Annotated in this window: 19 protein-coding genes; 10 read left to right on the top strand and 9 right to left on the bottom strand. The window is 65.4% G+C overall.

Translation table 11 applies throughout. The annotated features are described in order from the left end of the window. Nucleotides 1-130 precede the first annotated feature (130 nt). The gene (gene hslV, locus AABA86_RS24320; protein WP_212243277.1) at nucleotides 131-691 is read right to left on the bottom strand and encodes an ATP-dependent protease subunit HslV; all 561 of its coding nucleotides are present in this window, start codon (nucleotides 689-691) and stop codon (nucleotides 131-133) included. 200 nt (nucleotides 692-891) lie between these two features. Between hslV and hisB the strand changes: the two genes are divergently transcribed. The 8 genes from hisB to AABA86_RS24360 all read left to right on the top strand — a co-directional run bounded on the left by hisB (nucleotide 892) and on the right by AABA86_RS24360 (nucleotide 6,150). Next, nucleotides 892-1,485: an imidazoleglycerol-phosphate dehydratase HisB gene (gene hisB, locus AABA86_RS24325; RefSeq protein ID WP_018323527.1), complete on the top strand. Its 594-nt coding sequence runs from the start codon at nucleotides 892-894 to the stop codon at nucleotides 1,483-1,485. Between the two features lie 67 nt (nucleotides 1,486-1,552). Continuing rightward, nucleotides 1,553-2,083, top strand: coding sequence for a DUF2628 domain-containing protein (locus AABA86_RS24330; RefSeq protein WP_028139386.1), 531 nt, complete (start codon nucleotides 1,553-1,555; stop codon nucleotides 2,081-2,083). Continuing rightward, the gene (gene hisH, locus AABA86_RS24335) at nucleotides 2,080-2,730 is read left to right on the top strand and encodes an imidazole glycerol phosphate synthase subunit HisH (protein WP_338308709.1); all 651 of its coding nucleotides are present in this window, start codon (nucleotides 2,080-2,082) and stop codon (nucleotides 2,728-2,730) included. Before AABA86_RS24330 ends, hisH begins: the two co-directional genes overlap by 4 nt. 166 nt (nucleotides 2,731-2,896) lie before the next feature. Then, nucleotides 2,897-3,640: a 1-(5-phosphoribosyl)-5-[(5-phosphoribosylamino)methylideneamino]imidazole-4-carboxamide isomerase gene (hisA, locus tag AABA86_RS24340; RefSeq protein ID WP_212243285.1), complete on the top strand. Its 744-nt coding sequence runs from the start codon at nucleotides 2,897-2,899 to the stop codon at nucleotides 3,638-3,640. 3 nt (nucleotides 3,641-3,643) lie between these two features. Continuing rightward, nucleotides 3,644-4,417: an imidazole glycerol phosphate synthase subunit HisF gene (gene hisF / locus AABA86_RS24345; RefSeq protein ID WP_018323523.1), complete on the top strand. Its 774-nt coding sequence runs from the start codon at nucleotides 3,644-3,646 to the stop codon at nucleotides 4,415-4,417. 89 nt (nucleotides 4,418-4,506) lie between these two features. Then, nucleotides 4,507-4,827 carry a phosphoribosyl-ATP diphosphatase gene (locus AABA86_RS24350; RefSeq protein WP_018323522.1) on the top strand — a complete coding sequence of 107 codons (321 nt, stop codon included), beginning with the start codon at nucleotides 4,507-4,509 and terminating at the stop codon, nucleotides 4,825-4,827. Between the two features lie 27 nt (nucleotides 4,828-4,854). After that, on the top strand, nucleotides 4,855-5,811 hold the full coding sequence (gene coaA, locus AABA86_RS24355) for a type I pantothenate kinase (protein ID WP_028139389.1): 957 nt from the start codon (nucleotides 4,855-4,857) through the stop codon (nucleotides 5,809-5,811). Nucleotides 5,812-5,910: 99 nt separating this feature from the next. Further along, nucleotides 5,911-6,150: a hypothetical protein gene (locus AABA86_RS24360; protein WP_338308710.1), complete on the top strand. Its 240-nt coding sequence runs from the start codon at nucleotides 5,911-5,913 to the stop codon at nucleotides 6,148-6,150. Between the two features lie 4 nt (nucleotides 6,151-6,154). Here the strand turns inward: AABA86_RS24360 and AABA86_RS24365 are convergent, their stop codons facing one another. From AABA86_RS24365 to AABA86_RS24385, 5 genes are all read right to left on the bottom strand, one after another. Beyond that, the gene (locus AABA86_RS24365) at nucleotides 6,155-7,213 is read right to left on the bottom strand and encodes an AI-2E family transporter (protein WP_338308711.1); all 1,059 of its coding nucleotides are present in this window, start codon (nucleotides 7,211-7,213) and stop codon (nucleotides 6,155-6,157) included. A gap of 183 nt (nucleotides 7,214-7,396) precedes the next feature. Beyond that, the gene (locus tag AABA86_RS24370) at nucleotides 7,397-8,026 is read right to left on the bottom strand and encodes a histidine phosphatase family protein (RefSeq protein WP_338308712.1); all 630 of its coding nucleotides are present in this window, start codon (nucleotides 8,024-8,026) and stop codon (nucleotides 7,397-7,399) included. A gap of 104 nt (nucleotides 8,027-8,130) precedes the next feature. Then, complete coding sequence (locus AABA86_RS24375) at nucleotides 8,131-10,380, bottom strand: ATP-binding protein (protein WP_338308713.1); 2,250 nt, start codon at nucleotides 10,378-10,380, stop codon at nucleotides 8,131-8,133. Nucleotides 10,381-10,529: 149 nt separating this feature from the next. Beyond that, entirely contained in the window at nucleotides 10,530-11,003 is a 474-nt protein-coding gene (locus AABA86_RS24380; protein WP_338308714.1) for a hypothetical protein, read from the bottom strand. A gap of 97 nt (nucleotides 11,004-11,100) precedes the next feature. Beyond that, nucleotides 11,101-12,639: a YifB family Mg chelatase-like AAA ATPase gene (locus AABA86_RS24385; RefSeq protein WP_338308715.1), complete on the bottom strand. Its 1,539-nt coding sequence runs from the start codon at nucleotides 12,637-12,639 to the stop codon at nucleotides 11,101-11,103. A 228-nt stretch (nucleotides 12,640-12,867) separates the two neighbouring features. Between AABA86_RS24385 and AABA86_RS24390 the strand changes: the two genes are divergently transcribed. Together AABA86_RS24390 and AABA86_RS24395 are read left to right on the top strand one after the other, a co-directional pair. Beyond that, nucleotides 12,868-13,113, top strand: a complete 246-nt coding sequence (locus tag AABA86_RS24390) for a PilZ domain-containing protein (RefSeq protein WP_011083489.1) — start codon at nucleotides 12,868-12,870, stop codon at nucleotides 13,111-13,113. Nucleotides 13,114-13,293: 180 nt separating this feature from the next. After that, a complete protein-coding gene (locus tag AABA86_RS24395) occupies nucleotides 13,294-14,079 on the top strand; it encodes a tetratricopeptide repeat protein (RefSeq protein WP_212243303.1) in 786 nt (261 codons plus the stop codon). 21 nt (nucleotides 14,080-14,100) lie between these two features. Here the strand turns inward: AABA86_RS24395 and AABA86_RS24400 are convergent, their stop codons facing one another. The 3 genes from AABA86_RS24400 to AABA86_RS24410 are packed head-to-tail and all read right to left on the bottom strand — an operon-like array spanning nucleotide 14,101 to nucleotide 17,691. Continuing rightward, nucleotides 14,101-15,390: an AAA family ATPase gene (locus tag AABA86_RS24400; RefSeq protein WP_212243304.1), complete on the bottom strand. Its 1,290-nt coding sequence runs from the start codon at nucleotides 15,388-15,390 to the stop codon at nucleotides 14,101-14,103. Then, nucleotides 15,387-16,121, bottom strand: coding sequence for a CpaD family pilus assembly protein (locus AABA86_RS24405; RefSeq protein WP_212243305.1), 735 nt, complete (start codon nucleotides 16,119-16,121; stop codon nucleotides 15,387-15,389). Before AABA86_RS24405 ends, AABA86_RS24400 begins: the two co-directional genes overlap by 4 nt. Nucleotides 16,122-16,173: 52 nt before the next feature. Next, nucleotides 16,174-17,691: a type II and III secretion system protein family protein gene (locus tag AABA86_RS24410; protein ID WP_338308716.1), complete on the bottom strand. Its 1,518-nt coding sequence runs from the start codon at nucleotides 17,689-17,691 to the stop codon at nucleotides 16,174-16,176. Nucleotides 17,692-17,695: the final 4 nt, after the last annotated feature.

The raw sequence follows: 17,695 nt of genomic DNA on the forward strand, positions 1-17,695 counted from the left end.
GTCGCACGACTGCACTCGGTGCATCATCACCGGCACCTTTTCCTGGGCTACCCCTCTCCCTAACCCTCCCCCACAAGGGGGAGGGAACGCACCTTCATCGGAACGCGGGTCGAGTCCGTCCCACTCCGTCCTATCCGGCCGTCAAGCTCTCGATGGTCAAATTGCGGTTGGTGTAGACGCAAATATCCGCGGCGATGTCGAGGGAGCGGCGGACGATGGTCTCGGCGTCCTTGTCGGTGTCGAGCAGGGCCCGTGCCGCCGCCAGCGCGTAATTGCCGCCGGAGCCGATCGCCATGACGCCGGCCTCGGGTTCGAGCACGTCGCCGGTGCCGGTCAGCACCAGCGAGACGTCCTTGTCGGCCACGATCATCATGGCCTCCAGCCGCCGCAAATAACGGTCGGTGCGCCAGTCCTTGGCCAGCTCGACCGCGGCCCGGGTCAGCTGCCCCGGATATTGCTCGAGTTTGGCTTCCAACCGCTCAAACAGCGTGAAGGCATCGGCGGTCGCGCCGGCAAAGCCGCCGATCACGTCGCCCTTGCCGAGTTTCCGGACCTTCTTGGCGTTGGACTTGATCACGGTCTGGCCGATCGAGACCTGGCCGTCGCCGCCGACCACCACCTTGCCGCCTTTGCGGACGGTCAAGATCGTGGTGCCGTGCCAGCCCGGCGAGCTGTTCTTGGAATCCTGCATGAGGTACCTCGTTGTCCGGCCTGATTTAGGCGGTCGGAGGCAAGGGGACAACCTGGGCACAACGGGCCGCTCCGGCCCCAATTCGCTCACCATAGGTGGAAGTGCCGCCCAGCCAAGGCGATCCCGCGGTAGCGAAGGCATCATTTGGCTGTTAAAAGACCGGCGTTTTCGGCCCCGAGCCAGGATGAGAGCTAGTTTCAATGCGCACCGCGACGATCAAGCGCAAGACCAAGGAAACCGACATCGAGGTCTCCGTGAACCTCGATGGCACCGGCGTGGCCAATATCGCGACCGGCATCGGCTTTTTCGACCATATGCTCGATCTCCTCGCCCGCCATTCCCGCATCGACCTCACGGTCAAGGCGGTGGGCGATTTGCACATTGATTACCACCATACCACCGAAGACACCGGCATCGCGCTCGGCCAGGCGGTCAAGCAGGCGCTCGGCAACATGGCGGGCATCACCCGCTATGCTGGCGTGCACATGCCCATGGACGAGACACTGTCGCGCGTGGTCATCGACATCTCGGGCCGCCCGTTCCTGGTGTTCAAGGCCGACTTCCCCCGCGACAAGATCGGCGAGTTCGACACCGAGCTGGTGCGCGAGTGGTTCCAGGCCTTCGCCATGAATGCCGGCGTGACTCTCCACGTCGAGACCCTATATGGCGATAACAGCCACCATATCGCCGAGTCCTGCTTCAAGGGCCTGGCGCGGGCGCTGCGCACCGCGGTCGCGATCGATCCGAAAGCGGCGGGAGAAATCCCGTCCACCAAGGGCTCGCTCGGCGGCTAACGTCTTTCGGCCGGGCGGCTGCGCGCCGCTTGCGGCATCACTGAATTCCTAGGAACGGGGCATCACCATGCCTGTCTACACAGTTCATGCTCCCTCCCCTGCCGGAGCCGATCTGCGCGCGACCGACAAGTTCGTGTTCGTGCGCGACGGATTCCATTTCTGGGCGATGATCCTCGGTCCGTTCTGGCTGCTGTGGAATCGGCTGTGGCTGGCGCTGATCGGCTGGGTGGTTTTCGTCGCAGCGTTCAACGCCGGACTGTCGAGCCTCGGCGTCGGACGGGGCTCGATCTTCTTCGCCGATCTCATCGTCGCGCTGCTGATGGGCTTCGAGGCCTCGAGCCTGCGCCGCTGGACGCTGTCGCGCGGCAAATGGCGGCAGCTCGACGTGGTGGTTGGCGATGACGAGGACACCGCCGAGCGCCGCTTCTTCGAGCGCTGGAGCCAGAAGCAGCACGGCATCGTCAACGATCAATGGGCCGTCGATCGCGGCGGCCCGCCGCCGACCCGCAGTGTGCCGGGTCAGCCATTCTCGAACCCGCCGCCGATTCCGGCCGGCGGCATCATCGGGTTGTTTCCAGAACCGGGAGGGTCAAGATGAGCGTCGCCATCATCGATTACGGTTCCGGCAATCTGCATTCCGCCGCCAAGGCTTTCGAACGCGCAGCGCGCAGCCTCGAAAATCCGCAAAAGGTTTTCGTCACCAGCGATCCCGATCAGGCTTACGAAGCCGACCGACTGGTGCTGCCGGGCGTCGGCGCCTTTGCCGATTGCCGGCGCGGACTGGACGCCGTCAACGGCATGGTCGAGGCGATCACCGAGGCGGTGCGCGTCAAGGCGCGGCCCTTTTTCGGCATCTGCGTCGGCATGCAGCTGATGGCGAGCCGTGGCAAGGAGCACGTCACGACCGATGGGCTGAACTGGATCAGCGGCGACGTCGAGAAGATCACGCCGCGCGACGAAAGCCTGAAGATCCCGCACATGGGCTGGAACACGCTCGACGTGCTGCAGGAACATCCGGTGCTGAACGGGCTGCCGCTCGGTCCGAAAGGCCAGCATGCCTATTTCGTGCACTCCTACCACCTCAACGCCGCCAACGAGGCGGACGTGCTCGCGCGCGCCGATTATGGCGGGCCTGTCACCGCGATCGTCGCGAAGGACACCGCGATCGGCACCCAATTCCACCCCGAGAAGAGCCAGCGCTTTGGCCTCGCTCTGATCTCGAACTTTTTGCGATGGAAACCGTGATGGTTGTCTCTCTTGTTACCTCCCCCCTTGTGGGGGAGGTCGAATGCGAAGCATTCGGGAGGGGGGCAGCCGCGACGGCGGTGCTCGTGGCTTACCCCTCTCCCCAACCCTCCCCCACAAGGGGGGAGGGAGCGCACCGTGTGCGCGGAAAAATCCTGGCTCAATCATGATCCTCTTTCCTGCGATCGACCTCAAGAACGGACAATGCGTGCGCCTCGAGCAAGGCGACATGGCGCGCGCGACCGTGTTCAATCTCAATCCTGCCGCGCAGGCGCAGAGCTTCGTCGAGCAGGGCTTTGAGTATCTCCATGTCGTCGATCTCGATGGCGCTTTCGCCGGCAAGCCGGTGAATGCCGAGGCCGTCGAGGCGATGCTGAAGACGATCAAGATCCCGGTGCAGCTCGGTGGCGGCATTCGCGATCTCGCGACCGTCGAAGCCTGGCTCGACAAGGGCATCACCCGCGTCATCATCGGCACCGCCGCGGTGCGCGATCCGGAGCTGGTGAAGGCTGCGGCGAAAAAATTCCCCGGCCGCGTCGCGGTCGGGCTGGACGCGCGCGACGGCAAGGTCGCGGTCGAAGGCTGGGCCGAGACCTCGCAAGTGACGGTGCTGGAGATCGCAAGGCGATTCGAGGATGCCGGCGTTGCCGCCATCATCTTCACCGACATCGCGCGTGACGGCTTGCTCAAGGGCCTGAACCTCGATGCGACCATTGCGCTGGCCGACGCCATCTCGATTCCCGTGATCGCCTCAGGCGGCCTCGCCTCGATCGAAGATGTGAAAGCCATGCTGACACCGCGGGCGAAGAAGCTCGCCGGCGCGATTGCCGGCCGCGCGCTCTATGACGGCCGGCTCGATCCCGCCGCCGCCCTCACCTTGATCCGCAACGCGCGCGCGCCTGGGAGCTGACACATGTTCAAGGTGCGCGTGATCCCCTGCCTCGACGTCAAGGACGGACGGGTCGTCAAGGGCGTCAACTTCGTTGATCTCAGGGATGCCGGCGACCCCGTCGAAGCCGCGATCGCCTATGACGCCGCCGGCGCAGACGAACTCACTTTCCTCGACATCACCGCGACCCATGAGAATCGCGGCATCATGCTGGACGTGGTCCGGCGCACGGCGGAGGCCTGCTTCATGCCTGTGACCGTCGGCGGCGGCGTGCGTGAGGTCAACGACATCAAGACGCTGCTGCGCGCCGGCGCCGACAAGGTCTCGATCAACAGCGCCGCGGTATCCCGGCGCGAGTTCGTCAAGGAAGCGGCCGAGAAATTCGGCGAGCAATGCGTGGTGGTTGCGATCGATGCCAAGCGCGTCAAGCGCCCCGGCGGCGACCGTTGGGAGATCTTCACCCATGGCGGTCGCAACTCGACCGGCATCGACGCCATCGAATACGCCCAGGAAGTGGTCTCGCTCGGCGCCGGCGAAATCCTGCTGACCTCGATGGATCGCGACGGCACGAGGCAGGGATTTGACATCCCGCTGACCCGGGCGATCGCCGACAGCGTTGCCGTGCCTGTGATCGCCTCGGGCGGCGTCGGCAATCTCGACCACCTCGTCGACGGTATCCGCGACGGCCACGCCACGGCCGTGCTGGCTGCCTCGATCTTCCATTTCGGGGAATTCACCATCCGCGAAGCCAAGGAGCACATGGCCCGGCGCGGACTGGCCATGCGCCTCGATGCCTGACGACTCCCGTTCGTAAAAATGCTACACAGGCCGGAGGGATGGCCTCCGGGGCCGAGTGTGTTGCCAAGCGTGTTTTTCGAGTAATTCCAATGCCGCGTTTCACGATCCACGATCTGGCCGAGACCATCGACGCCCGCGCGGCGGCCGGCGGCGAGGCGTCCTATACCCGCAAGCTGCTCGACAAGGGTGCCGAGCATTGCGCCAAGAAGTTCGGTGAGGAAGCAGTCGAAACCGTAATCGCAGCAGTCGAAAACGATCGCGCGCATCTGATCGCCGAGAGCGCCGACCTGCTCTATCACTTCCTTGTCTTGCTGAAGGCCCGCGGCGTAAAGCTGGAAGAGGTGGAAGCGGCGCTGGACAAGCGCACGAATATGTCAGGGTTGGAAGAGAAAGCGTCGCGTAAGGGCTAGTATAAGCCCCAAGGGAAAGGTCGCGTCATGGATATCCGCGCACCCGAGCAGCAGTATAATCCGTACCGCATCTATTCGCGCGAGGAGTGGGCGCGTCTGCGCGACGATACGCCGATGACGCTGGAGCCGGGCGAGTTCGACCGGCTGCGCTCGCTGCACGATCGCCTCGATCTCAAGGAAGTCGAGGATATTTATCTTCCGCTGTCGCGCCTGCTCTCGATCTATGTCGATGCGATGCAGCGCCTGTATTATGCGGAGCGCCAGTTCCTCAACATCCGCGACCGCAAGGTGCCCTACATCATCGGCGTCGCCGGCTCGGTCGCGGTCGGAAAATCCACCACGGCCCGCGTGCTCCAGGCCCTGCTGGCGCGCTGGTCGCCGCGCCCGAAGGTCGAACTCATCACCACCGACGGATTCCTCTATCCGAACGCCGTGCTCGACCGGCAGGGCATCATGCAGAAGAAGGGCTTTCCGGAAAGCTACGACCTGCCGCTGCTGCTCAGCTTCCTCTCCGATATCAAGTCCGGCCGCCGCCATGTGCGTGCACCGGTCTATTCGCATCTGACCTACGACATCGTGCCGAACCAGTGGGCCGAGATCGACCAGCCCGACATCCTGATCGTCGAGGGCGTCAACGTGCTGCAGACCGGCAAGCTGCCGCGCGACGGCAAGGCGGTGCCTGTGGTCTCCGACTTCTTCGATTTCTCGGTCTATATCGACGCCGACGAAGCCCCGTTGCGGCAATGGTACATCAAGCGCTTCCTGGCGCTGCGCGACACCGCATTCACCAATCCAAAGTCCTACTTCAACCGCTACGCGCTGTTGTCGGACGAGGAAGCCACTGCCACCGCGATCGCGATCTGGGAGCGCACCAACCTCGCCAATCTCGAGGACAATATCCTGCCGACCCGCCCTCGCGCGACGCTGATCCTGAAGAAGGGCGCCGACCACACCGTGGAGAACGTGGCGCTCAGGCGACTGTAGTCGCGGCGGTCGGCGGATCCTACGCGTTCGTCCAGCGTGTCTTTTGTTGCAGACCGGCAAGAGGTATTGGGCTATGACCTTCGAAAACGCGAGGGTTCGATGGTTGATCGTCTCAGAAGCGCTGCGGAGCAGCTCGAAGCACCGACCTGCCCGGATTGCCATGTCGAGATGAGGTGGTACCGCTCGGAACTGCTCGCGGACGAGCCGGTTCCGGTCATCGCGCATCTGTTCGTCTGCCCGCATTGCAAGCGCGCGGCAAAGACCGACACCATCTTCAAGGGCACTCCGGGGCCGCCCGACAAGCTCTCCGCACCGCGCTTCATAGCTTACGCCGCGTAGCAGGTCATTTCCGGACCTCCTGTTGCTCTTTCGAGCGGACGAAGACCTGCCAGGCCGTCAGAAACATGGCCGCGACGAGTGGGCCGATGACGAAGCCGTTTGCTCCGAAGGCCGCTAGGCCGCCCAGGGTGGCGAGCAACACAATGTAGCTTGGCATCCGGATCGACTGTCCCACCAGGATGGGGCGGAGAAAGTTGTCCGCGAGGCCGATCACGAAGGTGCCGAAAGCGAGGAGGATGATTCCCTTCGTGACCGAGCCCGCCACAAGCAGATAGAGCCCGGCCGGAAGCCACACCAGTGCGGAGCCGAGCACGGGCAGAAGCGAGAGCAGCGCCATCAGCGCGCCCGCCAGTAGCGGCGCGGTCAGTCCGAGCAGCCAGAAGATCACCCCGCCAAGCGCGCCCTGAATCAGGGCAACGAGGATGATTCCCTTGATGGTCCCGCGAACCGCCAGGGTGAACGCATGCAGAATCTCAGTGCTGTGGCTCGCACGCAGCGGCAGGGCGTCGCGGATGCGTGCGTTCAGCTCGTCACCGTCGCGCAGCAGAAAAAACAGCACGTACAACATCACGAGCAAGCTTGCGACGAACTCGAGGGTCAACTGACCGATGTTGATCGCATGCCCCGCCAGCTGTTGGCCGGCCGGGACGACCAGACCGGACAGGCGTTCCTTCAGGGCCGAGAAATCGATGCCGGCGAGGCGATCCGCCATGGGGGCAGCCCAGTCGGGCAGCGCGGATCTCAGTTGCTGAAGCGGATGAGCAAAACTGATCTCCCCCGACTGAACGCGCTGATACAGCTCCCCTCCCTGGTCGATGAGCGAAGCGATGACGATTGCGACAGGGATCAAGACGATCACCACCACGACGACAACGGTGGCGAATGCGACAAGGTTGCGCTTTCCCGGAAGCATTTCCAGCGAGCGTCGATAGAGCGGTGCGAAGATGATGGCCAGCAGCGTGGCCCACAACAATGCTCCGGAGAACGGCCACAGCACCCAGCCAAACGCTAGCGTGACTACGGCAAGCAATACGAGAAATGAGCGGTCTTCCGATGTTCTCACGTGTTCGCCAGCCTTTCAGTCGCAACTCGCAAGACGTGGGTATCACAAGACGATCCCGTGGGGGCAAGTCGCCCGGTCAATCTGTTCGTTGGCCGGATACCCTCCCCGTGAGCCGGCCCGTTGAGAGGCCGGGGAAATCCGGCTCTTCGTCCACACCAGCGACCAGGCTCGGATGCGGGCTCGTCACTTGCCGGCCTGGGCGCTCCAGTCCGCGGGCTTGATGCGTCCGGCAAAGCTGGCGGGGCCCGAGCTGCCGGCCTTGTAAACGAAAGCCTCGCCTTCCCCGACGTCGCCGGCCTCCTTGCCGAAGGCATCGGCGATGTTCGTCTTGTGGGTGACCAGGAAATTATTGCTGCCCGCCTTCGGCGGCGCATCGACGAGCTGGCGCACGGCCTGTCCCGCCTTTGCATTGGCGCCGGTGGGGTTTGCCATTCCCGATGCGCTGGCGTTGCTGCTGTCCGTCAACGCGTCGACCGGCTTGACCTCGCGGCCGGAGATCAGCCTGCCGGCCTCGATCGCGCGGTTGAGCCGGCTGGTGTAGACATCGCCGATCGGGATCGCGAGCTCCTTGACCGCTGCCCCGATCTGGCGCGCCATGTCCCTACCCTTTTCGCTGAGCTGGCGCTGGGCGCTCATGTCGTCGAACTTGAAGGGGTAGATATCCTTTTGGCTGTCGTCGGTGGCGGTGTGCCGAAAGATCAGCACGTAGCCGCCTTGCTTGAGCGAGGCGATGAGCTCCGGCGTATCGGCCGCGGCGTGTCGGGAAAATCCAGCGAGAAGGACAATGAATACGAGGCGGCACAGCACGTTCATGCGCGAAACCCTCCTGCAATGCCCCCGGAGGATGGTGACGCGCAACGCGGTCGATTTCAATTATCGATTGTCGGACGGGATGAGGTTTCCGTGAGATTTTCGGATCAGACGGCCAGCCGCCGTGTCGCCGCAAGCCCTGCCAGCGCTTCGTCCAGCTTGTCGCGATCGAGCGGCTTGATCAGGAATCCGTTCATGCCCGCCTCGAAGCAGGCATAGCGATCCTCCACCAGCGTATTGGCGGTGAGCGCGAGGATCGGCGTGTGGTGGCCGCCGGTCGCCGCCTCATGCGCGCGGATTCGCTTTGTCGCCTCGATGCCGTCGAGCTGCGGCATCTGGATGTCCATCAGCACGAGATCATAGGGCGTGCCGGCCGATGATGCGGCGAGCCAGGACTCCAGCGCGGCCTCGCCGTGGACGGTGATGACGACGCGATGGCCGAGCTTCGTCAGCAGCGAGCGCATCAACAGCGCGTTGATCTCGTTGTCCTCGGCGACGAGGATCGACAGGCCCTTGATCGCTCCCTTGGTCGCTCCCTTGGCCGGTGTCGCGCCGGTAGCTCCAGCCGGCGGTTCCGGCGCCAGATCGGGCGAGGCCACCTCCGGCGTCATCGCAAGGCGCGCGGCGAGCGAAGCCGCCCGCAGTGGCTTCACCAGGAAGCCCGTGAAGGCCGGGGACAGCTTTTCGTGGCGCGAGCTAGAGGTCAGCAGCACGAGGCGCTGCAACGCATGCGCGCGGGCCATTTCGCCCAGCTGGTCAGCCGCGGCAGGGCCGATCGCACGATCGATCAGCACCGCGTGCCATGAGCGTTCGGGCAGCAGCGCTTCGGCGACCGCGGCATCCGTAATCATGCAGGTCTGGCCACCCCAGCGCTCGAGGCGCCGCGCGATCAGCGAGGCCTCGATGCCGTCTGCGACGAGGAGCATCGACTTGCCGGTGAGGTCGGGGCTCGGAAAGGCCGTCTGTCCCGCGCTGGCTTGCGAGGGCGGAAGCGGCACCGCGATCTCGAAGGTCGAGCCTTTGCCCGGCTCGCTCGCGAGCGTGATCCGGCCGCCCATGCGCTTGACGATGCGCTCGCTGATGGAAAGGCCGAGCCCGGTGCCGCCATAGGTGCGGGCGACGCGCTCGTCGGCCTGCTCGAATTCGCGGAAGATGCGCTGCTGCGCTTCCGGCGCAATGCCGATGCCGGTGTCGCGGACCAGGAAGCTGATCTCGTTCGGCCAGATGCCGGGCTCGACGATCAGCGCGACGCCGCCGCTCGCGGTGAATTTGATGGCGTTGCCGGCGAGATTGAGCAGCACCTGGCGCAGCCGCGCGGCATCACCGACCACCTCCAGCGGCAGGCGCTCGTCGACATAGGCGGCGATCTCGAGCGCCTTGGCCTGCGCGCGGGGCGCGAGCAGCTCGGTGATCTCCTCGACCAGGGTCGAGAGCGCGAAGGGACGCTGCTCCAGATCAAGCTTGCCGGCCTCGATCTTGGAATAGTCGAGCAGCTCCTCGATCAGCGCCATCAAGGCTTCGCCCGAGGTTTTCACCGCTTTGGCATAGGTCGCCTGCTCCGGCGTCAGCGTGGTGTCGAGCAGGAGGCCGCCCATGCCGATGATGCCGTTCAGGGGGGTGCGGATTTCGTGCGAGGCCATCGCGAGGAAGCGCGATTTGGCGCGGTTGGCGGCGTCGGCCTGGTCGCGCGCGTCGGACAGAGCGCGTTCGGTCTCGGTGCGGTCGGTAACGTCGCGCCCCACGCTCTGCAATTCGGCGGGCTGTCCGGCATCGAGGCGGACATAGCCCTCGCGCCAGGCGATCCAGCGCGCGCCGAGCGGGGTTGCGATCTTCTGGTCGTGGATGCGTGTGCCGCTGCTCTCGCGGGCGCTGTCACCCTGCTCCAGCACGTCGAAATCGAAGCGCGTGCCGACCAGCGCGCTGCGCGCCTGTCCTGCGAGCGCGCAATAGGCTTCGTTGGCAAAGGTGATGCGGCCATCGGTAGCGCGCAGCACGATGAGGTCGCCCTGCTGCTCGAACAGGCTGCGGGCGCGTTCTTCCGCCTCCTTCAGCTCCCAATTGCGATCGATCAGCGCCTCGTTGTGGGCGGCGAGCGTACGCAGCCGCTTGCCCACGAAACGCAGGCGCATGCTCAGCGTCGCAAGACCGAGGCAGGCGAGCGCGAACAGGAAGCTCGCGCCGATCGCAAAGGTGTGGGGATCGTAGCCGGAGTTCTCGGACCGGCTGCCGGACACGAAGCCATAGGCGCCGCCGAAGGTCGCCGAGAAGATCATGAAAGAGCGGATCGCGAAAGCGATGCGGGGGTGCTGTCGCCTGAAGCGGCGCATGCGCACCTTGATCCGGAACGTCCGACCCATCGCCACCGACCCCGACTCTTCTTCGAAATCCCGCCACCCGCCGTCTGCGACGATGTCGCGCCGACCTTGCGAACAACTTGAGGCTTTGGCGCTGCCTCCAAACAGGACTAACGAGGTGTTAACGGCTCAGAGCATTGTCTCAGCGCGCTTCAGAGCGAGGCAGCCTGGAGCGGCAGCGGGCGATGGCCGCCATGGGCGCCGACGATCAGCGCCGCGGCCTCGCGCTGCGAGAAGGACTTCGAGCGCACATAGATGCGGTAATCCGCTGGCCCTTCGGTGGAGAGATAGATCACCTGGCCGCCATCGACGGGCTGAGCGGCAATCGAGACAAGACGCGTCGAGGGATTGGCCTGACAGGACTCCGGTTCGGAACCGAGACCGTCGTCGACCACGGCGAAGTCCGCAGTATCGGCATCGTCGGTGATCTGAACCCGCACCGTGGCCCGGGCCGGATCTTCGGTGAAGGCGACATGGACGCCGGCGGTCCAGAACAGGGAGGTGAGCTCGACCGAGGTTTCGCCGAGGGCGATGCAGGGATGCGAGACCGATCCGATCTCCGCGCGGGCGAACACCGCAGCCGCCAACAGGGGAACAACCGAGGCCAGGATCTTGAAACGCAACATGACACTCTACTCGCCGAGGCCCCGGGGAACTCATTGGGCCTTATGGTTTGCAGAGCGTAAAGGAAACTCGTTACCGCCGGGTTGATGCGCGGAATGATCAAGCCAGCTGCCGCACATCCTCCGCGAGTGCGCGGTAGGAGAGCGCTTCGGCCAGATGCAGCCGGCCGATCTTCTCAGTGCGATCGAGGTCGGCCAGCGTGCGCGCCACCCGCAGCACGCGGTGATAGCCGCGCGCCGAGAGCCGCATGGTCTCGGCGGCGTCGCGCAGCAATTTGGCGCCCTGCGCGTCCGGCTTTGCGATCTCCTCCAGCACGGAGGCCGGGGCCTCGGCATTGGTGCGGACATGGGGCAGGCCGGCATCGGCAAAGCGCGCGAGCTGGATGTCGCGCGCCGCCGCCACGCGGGCGGCGACTTCGGCGGAGCCTTCCGCCGGGGGCGGCAGGATCAAGTCGGCTGCGGTCACGGCAGGAACTTCGATGCGCAGGTCGATGCGGTCCATCAACGGGCCCGAGATGCGCGCCTGGTAGTCCCCGGTGCAGCGGTCGACACGGCCGCGCTTGCAGGCATAGCCGGGCTCGAACGCGTTGCCGCAGCGGCACGGATTCATCGCCGCGACCAGCATGAAGCGGGCAGGGTAAGTGACGCGATGATTGGCGCGCGACACCGCGACCTCGCCGTTCTCCAGCGGCTGCCGCAGCGAATCCAGCACGCGCGGATCGAACTCCGGCAATTCGTCGAGGAACAGCACGCCCTGATGTGCCAGCGAGATCTCGCCGGGCTTTGCGCGCATGCCGCCGCCGGTGAGCGCGGCCATGCTCGCGGAATGATGCGGCGAGCGGAACGGCCGCTTGGCCGTCAGCGCGCCGCCCTCGATCTCGCCGGCAACGGAGGCGATCATCGAGACCTCGAGCAGTTCGCTCGGTGATAACGGCGGCAGGATCGAGGGCAGGCGCGCCGCGAGCATCGATTTGCCGGCGCCGGGCGCCCCGATCATAAGCAAATGATGCCCGCCGGCGGCCGCGATCTCCAGCGCGCGCTTGGCGCTCTCCTGACCCTTGATGTCGCGCAGGTCGAGCGTGGAGGCGGCGGGCTCATGCACCTTCGGTGACGGCCGCGACAGCACCTGTGTGCCCTTGAAGTGATTGGCGATCTGGATCAGCGAGCTTGCCGCGATGATCTGGATGTCCGGGCTCGCCCATGCCGCTTCGGAGCCGCACGAGGCCGGGCAGATCAGCCCTTCCTCGCGCATATTGGCGCCGAACGCGGCGGGAAGAACGCCGGCCACGGGCGCGATCGAGCCGTCGAGGCCGAGCTCGCCGAGCACGGTGAAGCCGGTCAGCGCATCCGGCGGGATCGCGCCGATCGCCGCCATCAGCCCGAGGGCGATCGGCAGGTCGTAATGGCTGCCTTCCTTCGGCAGGTCAGCCGGCGCCAGATTGACGATGATCCGCCGCGCCGGCAGCGCCAGGCCGGAGGCAATCAGCGCCGAGCGCACCCGCTCGCGCGCCTCAGACACCGCCTTGTCCGGCAGGCCGACGATCGCGAAGGCCGGCAGGCCCGGCGCGACCTGCACCTGCACGTCGACCGCACGGGCCTCGATCCCCTCGAAGGCGACGGTGGAAACCCGCTGAACCATGCTCAAACCAGCCTGCCCCTCTCGCACAATTAGGGGTAGCAGAGACGGACCCTCTCCGCAAGAACAATACGGGAACGATCCCGGAGGGCGAGCAAGCCCTAACCAATCGTAAACGCCACGCCGACACTACGCCTCGAATGCCGGCTTCTGTCCTCAGCACATTCCAACGAATGTCCGCTATTCCTGAGGCTGCGGGATGGGCCGTGGTCTAACGGGTGAACAATTCAAATGCTTGCAAATCGCCGGAGAAGCGAACGTCGGGTGTGCAGCCGGCTCGCCAAGATCCATTTTGGCGCGGGCTCGCTGCCGCGGGACTGCACGATCACGGATATCTCGGATGGCGGCGTGAAAGTGGTGGCGGAATTCCTGGAAGTGCCGCCGCAATTCACCATCATCTTCGCACCTGATTATTCCCGCCAATGCCGCCTGCGCTGGCGCATCGGCTGCGAATTCGGCGCCGAGTTCACCGACTAAAGCGCGATGCGATGAGGATGAATCGTCATCGCGCTTTAGGTTGTTGTTTAAGCATGATCTCTTCGGAAAACCGCTGCGCACTTTTCCGGATCATGCTTTAAGGTCTCACAGCCCGCGTCCTTAACGGGACTTTAGCGTTAATCGGTAAGCATCTCTGATCAGTTGCCGAGTGATCAGAGTATGTCCAAGCGTTCGTCCCTCGCCTCTCCCCCGGCGAGATTGCTGCTTCCCGCACTCCTGGTGCTCGTCCTCGGCGGTTGCCAGACCGCCGGCATCGAGGATGTGACCGGCGCGCTCGGCGTCAGGTCGGAAACGGCTGTCAAGGCCGACGCCAAGTCCGATGCCAGGCCCGACATGGACGCGTTGCGCGAGCGCTATCGCGCCAAGCCCAATGATCCCAACGTTGCGCTCGCCTACGGCAAGGCGTTGCGCGAGACCGGCCAGCGCGCGCAGGCGGTCGCGGTCATGGAGCAGGCCGTGCTCGCCCATCCCAGCAACAAGGCGCTGCTCGCCGGCTATGGCCGCGCGCTCGCCGACAGCGGCAATTTCCAGCAGGCCTTCGACGTCCTCAGCCGCGCGCATACGCCGGAGGATCCGGACTGGCGCATCCTGTCGGCACAGGGTGCTGCGCTCGATCAGCTCGGCCGCAACGAAGAGGCGCAGCAATATTATGCCACGGCGTTGAAGATCGTGCCGGACGAGCCGACCGTGCTGTCCAATCTCGGCCTGTCCTATATGCTGCAAAACAATCTGCCGAAGGCCGAACAGGTGCTCGGCCGCGCTCATCAGCGCAATCAGAACGATGCGCGGGTCCGTGCCAATCTTGCGCTCGTGCTGGGATTGCAGGGCCGCGAGGCCGAGGCCGAAATCCTCGTGAAGGCAGATTTGCCGCCGGACCAGGCAGCGGCCAAGGTCGCGGCGCTGCGGCAGCTGCTGGCGAAGAAGCAGCAGCGGGCGGACAAGTAATCCGCCCCTCTTGGTGGATGCTTACGACGCCTTGCGATGCGGCGCGGAGTTGCGGCTTGACCTGCCCTTCAGCTTCTTCAGCAGCGGTCCGAGCAGCGAGCGCTTCGGCTTCTTCACCTCGCCGCGCCCGGCGAGGCGGTTCGCCATGTTCTGGAACAGCTCGGTGGTGCGGTGGTTCTTGGAGACCTCCGCGATCATCTGGCCGTTATTGGCGGCGGTGGAGAACAGTTTCGAATCGAACGGGATCACCGCGATCGGCTGGCTTTCCATGGTCTTGGCGAACGCCTTGACCTCGATCTCCGCGCGCTTGTGCATGCCGACCTGGTTGATGCAATACAGCGGCGGCCGGTCGTTCGGCCGCGCCGCCTTCAGCACGCTCAGCATGTTCTTGGTGTTGCGCAAATTGGCGAGATCGGGCTCGGCCACGATGACGATGTCGTCCGCGTTCACCAGCGCGCGCCGCGTCCAGCCGGACCATTGGTGGGGAACGTCGAGCACGATGCAGGGCGTGGTCATGCGCAGCGTGTCGAACACGGCGTCGAAAGCTTCGGCGCCGAAATCATAGACGCGGTCGAGGGTGGCAGGCGCCGCGAGGAGGCTGAGGCGCTCGGTGCATTTGGAGAGCAGGCGCTCCATCAGCGCCGTGTCCGGCCGGTCCTGCGACAGCACCGCGTTGGCGATGCCCTGCACCGGGTCCTGGTTGTAGTCGAGGCCCGCGGTGCCGAAGGCGAGGTCGAGGTCGATCACGACGGAATCGAGCGCGAGGTCACGGGCGATGGTCCAGGCCACGTTGTGCGCAACGGTGGAGGCGCCGACGCCGCCCTTGGCGCCGACCACCGCGATGACGCGGCCGGTGATGATGGCCTCGGAGGCCGAGAACAGGCTGCAGATGGAGCGGACCACGTCGAGGGTTTCGACCGGTCCCACCACATAATCGTTGACGCCGCGGCGCACCAGCTCGCGATAGGGCGCGGTGTCGTTGGGATTGCCGATCACGACCACGCGGGTGCCGGGGTCGCAGACGCCGGCGAGGTCGTCGAGTCCCTCGAGGATGTCGCGCGTACCGTCGGATTCGATCACGATCACGTTCGGTGTCGGCATCGATTCATAGACTTCGATCGCCGCGGCAAGGCCACCGTCCTTGGCGGTGAGGTGCGCCTTGGCGAGCCGGCGGTCCTGCCCCGCCGCGGTCACCGCGGCGAGCGTCTTCTCGGTCTCGCAAAAGGCCTGCACCGAGATGCGGGGAACCGGCGCAATGTGTTCCTCGGGGTGCTGCGGATCGTCCGCTTCTTCGTCGTGGATAACGGTCATTTGCCTGTGTCGCTGAGCTTGGCCTTGTCGGCTTCGGAATTGGGAGTCGAGATCGCAGTGCCCTTGCGATAGCGATCAAAGGCGATGTCGCGCCGCGCGGTATAGGCCGGCGTCTCGGATCGCGGCTGCTCGAGGTCGGCCGGATTGTCGATCATCGCGGCGAGATTGCGCTGGCTGGCGCAGCCCAGATTGAAGTAGGGCCGGTTCTCGTTGTAGCCGGGATCGAGGATCGAGGGGCCGAGGTCTTCCGGCCACAGCCCGCAGGGGCCGGCGACCGCGGTGATCTTCGAATAGCTCAGGCGGATGGTGGGCAGCAGCCCGGGATCTTCAGGGCGATAGGGATGCTGGACGATGGCACGCGATGGCACGCCGCCTGATGCGAGCACAGACCGGATTTCCCGATAGGTCGCCGCCGCCGCGCGCGAATTCGCAGCGTCGACGGGAACGTCGACGACGACGGAGCCGGTGCCTTCGCGCACCCAGTCCCGGGCGATACCCGCGACGTCCGAATGCTGCGCGGCCGACAGGCCGCCCCTCGCCTTGCCGACGAAGATCACGATCGACTTCTTGCCTTCCTGCACCGCGATCGGGTGGCGCTGGCGATAGTCGGTCGGCACCGTCTGGGTGACGATCTCGCCGGTGGTGTTACAGGCGCCCAGCATGACGGAGAGCCCCGTCAGTGCCAGCGCGACGCCCAGATTGCGACGTCGATCGGCTGATGTTGTCGTCATCGCCTGGTCCCCTCTTGCCCCGTGTCCTGCCCCGGTCCCCAAACCGTTCGTCTCAGTCGATGATGAAGCCGAAATCGCCGGGCGCGCCGGCGATCGGATCGACGCGACGCGCGATGCCATAGAGGCGATTCATGCGGCCGAGCAGTGCGGTCTGCGCGTCCGAGGCCGGCGCGAAGCCGTCGTCGGGCCGCGCCAATTCCTTCTGGGCGACCGCGCGCACCACATAGGGCGTCACGATCACCATCAGCTCGGTCTCGTTGTTGACGAAGTCCTGGCTGCGGAACAGCGCGCCGATGATCGGCACCTGGTCGATGCCGGGAAGGCCGTTGATCGCCTGCTTGGTCTGCTGCTGGATCAGGCCGGCCATCGCCATCGATCCGCCGGAGGGAATCTCCAGCGTCGTCTCGGCGCGGCGGGTCTGGATCGAGGGGATGGTGATCGAGTTGCTCGAGGTCGAGGACACCGCCTGCGTCAACGTGATCGAATTCGTATTCGACAGCTCCGAGACCTCGGTCATCACGCGCAGGCTGATGCGGCCTTCGCTGAGCACGACCGGGGTGAAGTTCAGCGAGATGCCGAACTTCTTGTAGGTGATCTGGGTGGTACAGACGTGGGTGACGGGATCGCAGGAATAGCCTGCCGGAATCGGGAATTCGCCGCCGGCGATGAAGGTGGCGGATTCGCCCGAAATCGCGGTCAGGCTCGGTTCGGCGAGCGTGCGCATCACGCCGGCGCTTTCCATCGCACGCATGGTGGCGCTGACGGTGGCGATGCCCTTGGTGACGCCGGCAACGCCGAGTCCGTTGCTGCCGACGATCGGCCCGCCCGAGACCGAGAAAGGGTTGGAATTGTTGAAATTCACCACCGCGGTGCCGGCGTTCAGGCTGGCGCTGAGATCGACGCCGAGCTGCTTGACGATGTCGCGGCGGACTTCGCCGACGACGACCTTGAGCATCACCTGGTCGCGGCCACGCACGACGATGCTGTTGACGACCTTGTCCGAGCCGCCGACCAGTTTTGCGGCGACGTCGCCGGCCTGCTGGGCCTCGACCGGGCTCGACACCGATCCGGTCAGCATCACGCTGTCGCCGACGCCTTCGATCTGAACGCCCGGCAGCGACTGGCGCAGGGCCGCGCGCATGCCGTTGAGGTCGCGTTTCACCGCGATGTCATAGGAGGCAACCTGCTGGCCGTCGGCGGTGAAGAACACGACGTTGGTCTGGCCGACCTGGCCGCCGATGATATAGGCACGCTGGGCCGAGCGGATGACGGCATTGGCGATCTTGGGATCGGCCACCAGCACGTCCTTGACCTCGCGAGGCAGGTCGATGACGACGGATTTGCCCACGCCAAGCGAGAGAAAACGCGTCTTCGCCGATGCGATGGTCGCGACCGACGATACGCCGAGATCCGGTGCCTGCATCGGCGCCTGGTCGCCGACCGGCGCATCCGTCGCGCTGACGAGGTCGGGGGCTGCGAGCAGCCCCAGTATCAGCATCGTCCCCGTCCAGAACGGGCGCGTGCGCTTCCCCCGAAGGCGCAGGCCCGTCCGATCATCCCCGTAGTTCATGCTA

It is taken from the genome of Bradyrhizobium sp. TM233, assembly GCF_036247965.1.
GTDB classification, from domain to species: domain Bacteria; phylum Pseudomonadota; class Alphaproteobacteria; order Rhizobiales; family Xanthobacteraceae; genus Bradyrhizobium; species Bradyrhizobium ottawaense.

Coding starts and splice junctions, on each gene's coding strand:
- hslV (WP_212243277.1), bottom strand. CDS start 691: ATGCAGGATTCCAAGAACAGCTCGCCGGGCTGGCACGGCACCACGATC.
- hisB (WP_018323527.1), top strand. CDS start 892: ATGCGCACCGCGACGATCAAGCGCAAGACCAAGGAAACCGACATCGAG.
- AABA86_RS24330 (WP_028139386.1), top strand. CDS start 1,553: ATGCCTGTCTACACAGTTCATGCTCCCTCCCCTGCCGGAGCCGATCTG.
- hisH (WP_338308709.1), top strand. CDS start 2,080: ATGAGCGTCGCCATCATCGATTACGGTTCCGGCAATCTGCATTCCGCC.
- hisA (WP_212243285.1), top strand. CDS start 2,897: ATGATCCTCTTTCCTGCGATCGACCTCAAGAACGGACAATGCGTGCGC.
- hisF (WP_018323523.1), top strand. CDS start 3,644: ATGTTCAAGGTGCGCGTGATCCCCTGCCTCGACGTCAAGGACGGACGG.
- AABA86_RS24350 (WP_018323522.1), top strand. CDS start 4,507: ATGCCGCGTTTCACGATCCACGATCTGGCCGAGACCATCGACGCCCGC.
- coaA (WP_028139389.1), top strand. CDS start 4,855: ATGGATATCCGCGCACCCGAGCAGCAGTATAATCCGTACCGCATCTAT.
- AABA86_RS24360 (WP_338308710.1), top strand. CDS start 5,911: ATGGTTGATCGTCTCAGAAGCGCTGCGGAGCAGCTCGAAGCACCGACC.
- AABA86_RS24370 (WP_338308712.1), bottom strand. CDS start 8,026: ATGAACGTGCTGTGCCGCCTCGTATTCATTGTCCTTCTCGCTGGATTT.
- AABA86_RS24375 (WP_338308713.1), bottom strand. CDS start 10,380: ATGGGTCGGACGTTCCGGATCAAGGTGCGCATGCGCCGCTTCAGGCGA.
- AABA86_RS24380 (WP_338308714.1), bottom strand. CDS start 11,003: ATGTTGCGTTTCAAGATCCTGGCCTCGGTTGTTCCCCTGTTGGCGGCT.
- AABA86_RS24385 (WP_338308715.1), bottom strand. CDS start 12,639: ATGGTTCAGCGGGTTTCCACCGTCGCCTTCGAGGGGATCGAGGCCCGT.
- AABA86_RS24390 (WP_011083489.1), top strand. CDS start 12,868: ATGCTTGCAAATCGCCGGAGAAGCGAACGTCGGGTGTGCAGCCGGCTC.
- AABA86_RS24395 (WP_212243303.1), top strand. CDS start 13,294: ATGTCCAAGCGTTCGTCCCTCGCCTCTCCCCCGGCGAGATTGCTGCTT.
- AABA86_RS24400 (WP_212243304.1), bottom strand. CDS start 15,390: ATGACCGTTATCCACGACGAAGAAGCGGACGATCCGCAGCACCCCGAG.
- AABA86_RS24405 (WP_212243305.1), bottom strand. CDS start 16,121: ATGACGACAACATCAGCCGATCGACGTCGCAATCTGGGCGTCGCGCTG.
- AABA86_RS24410 (WP_338308716.1), bottom strand. CDS start 17,691: ATGAACTACGGGGATGATCGGACGGGCCTGCGCCTTCGGGGGAAGCGC.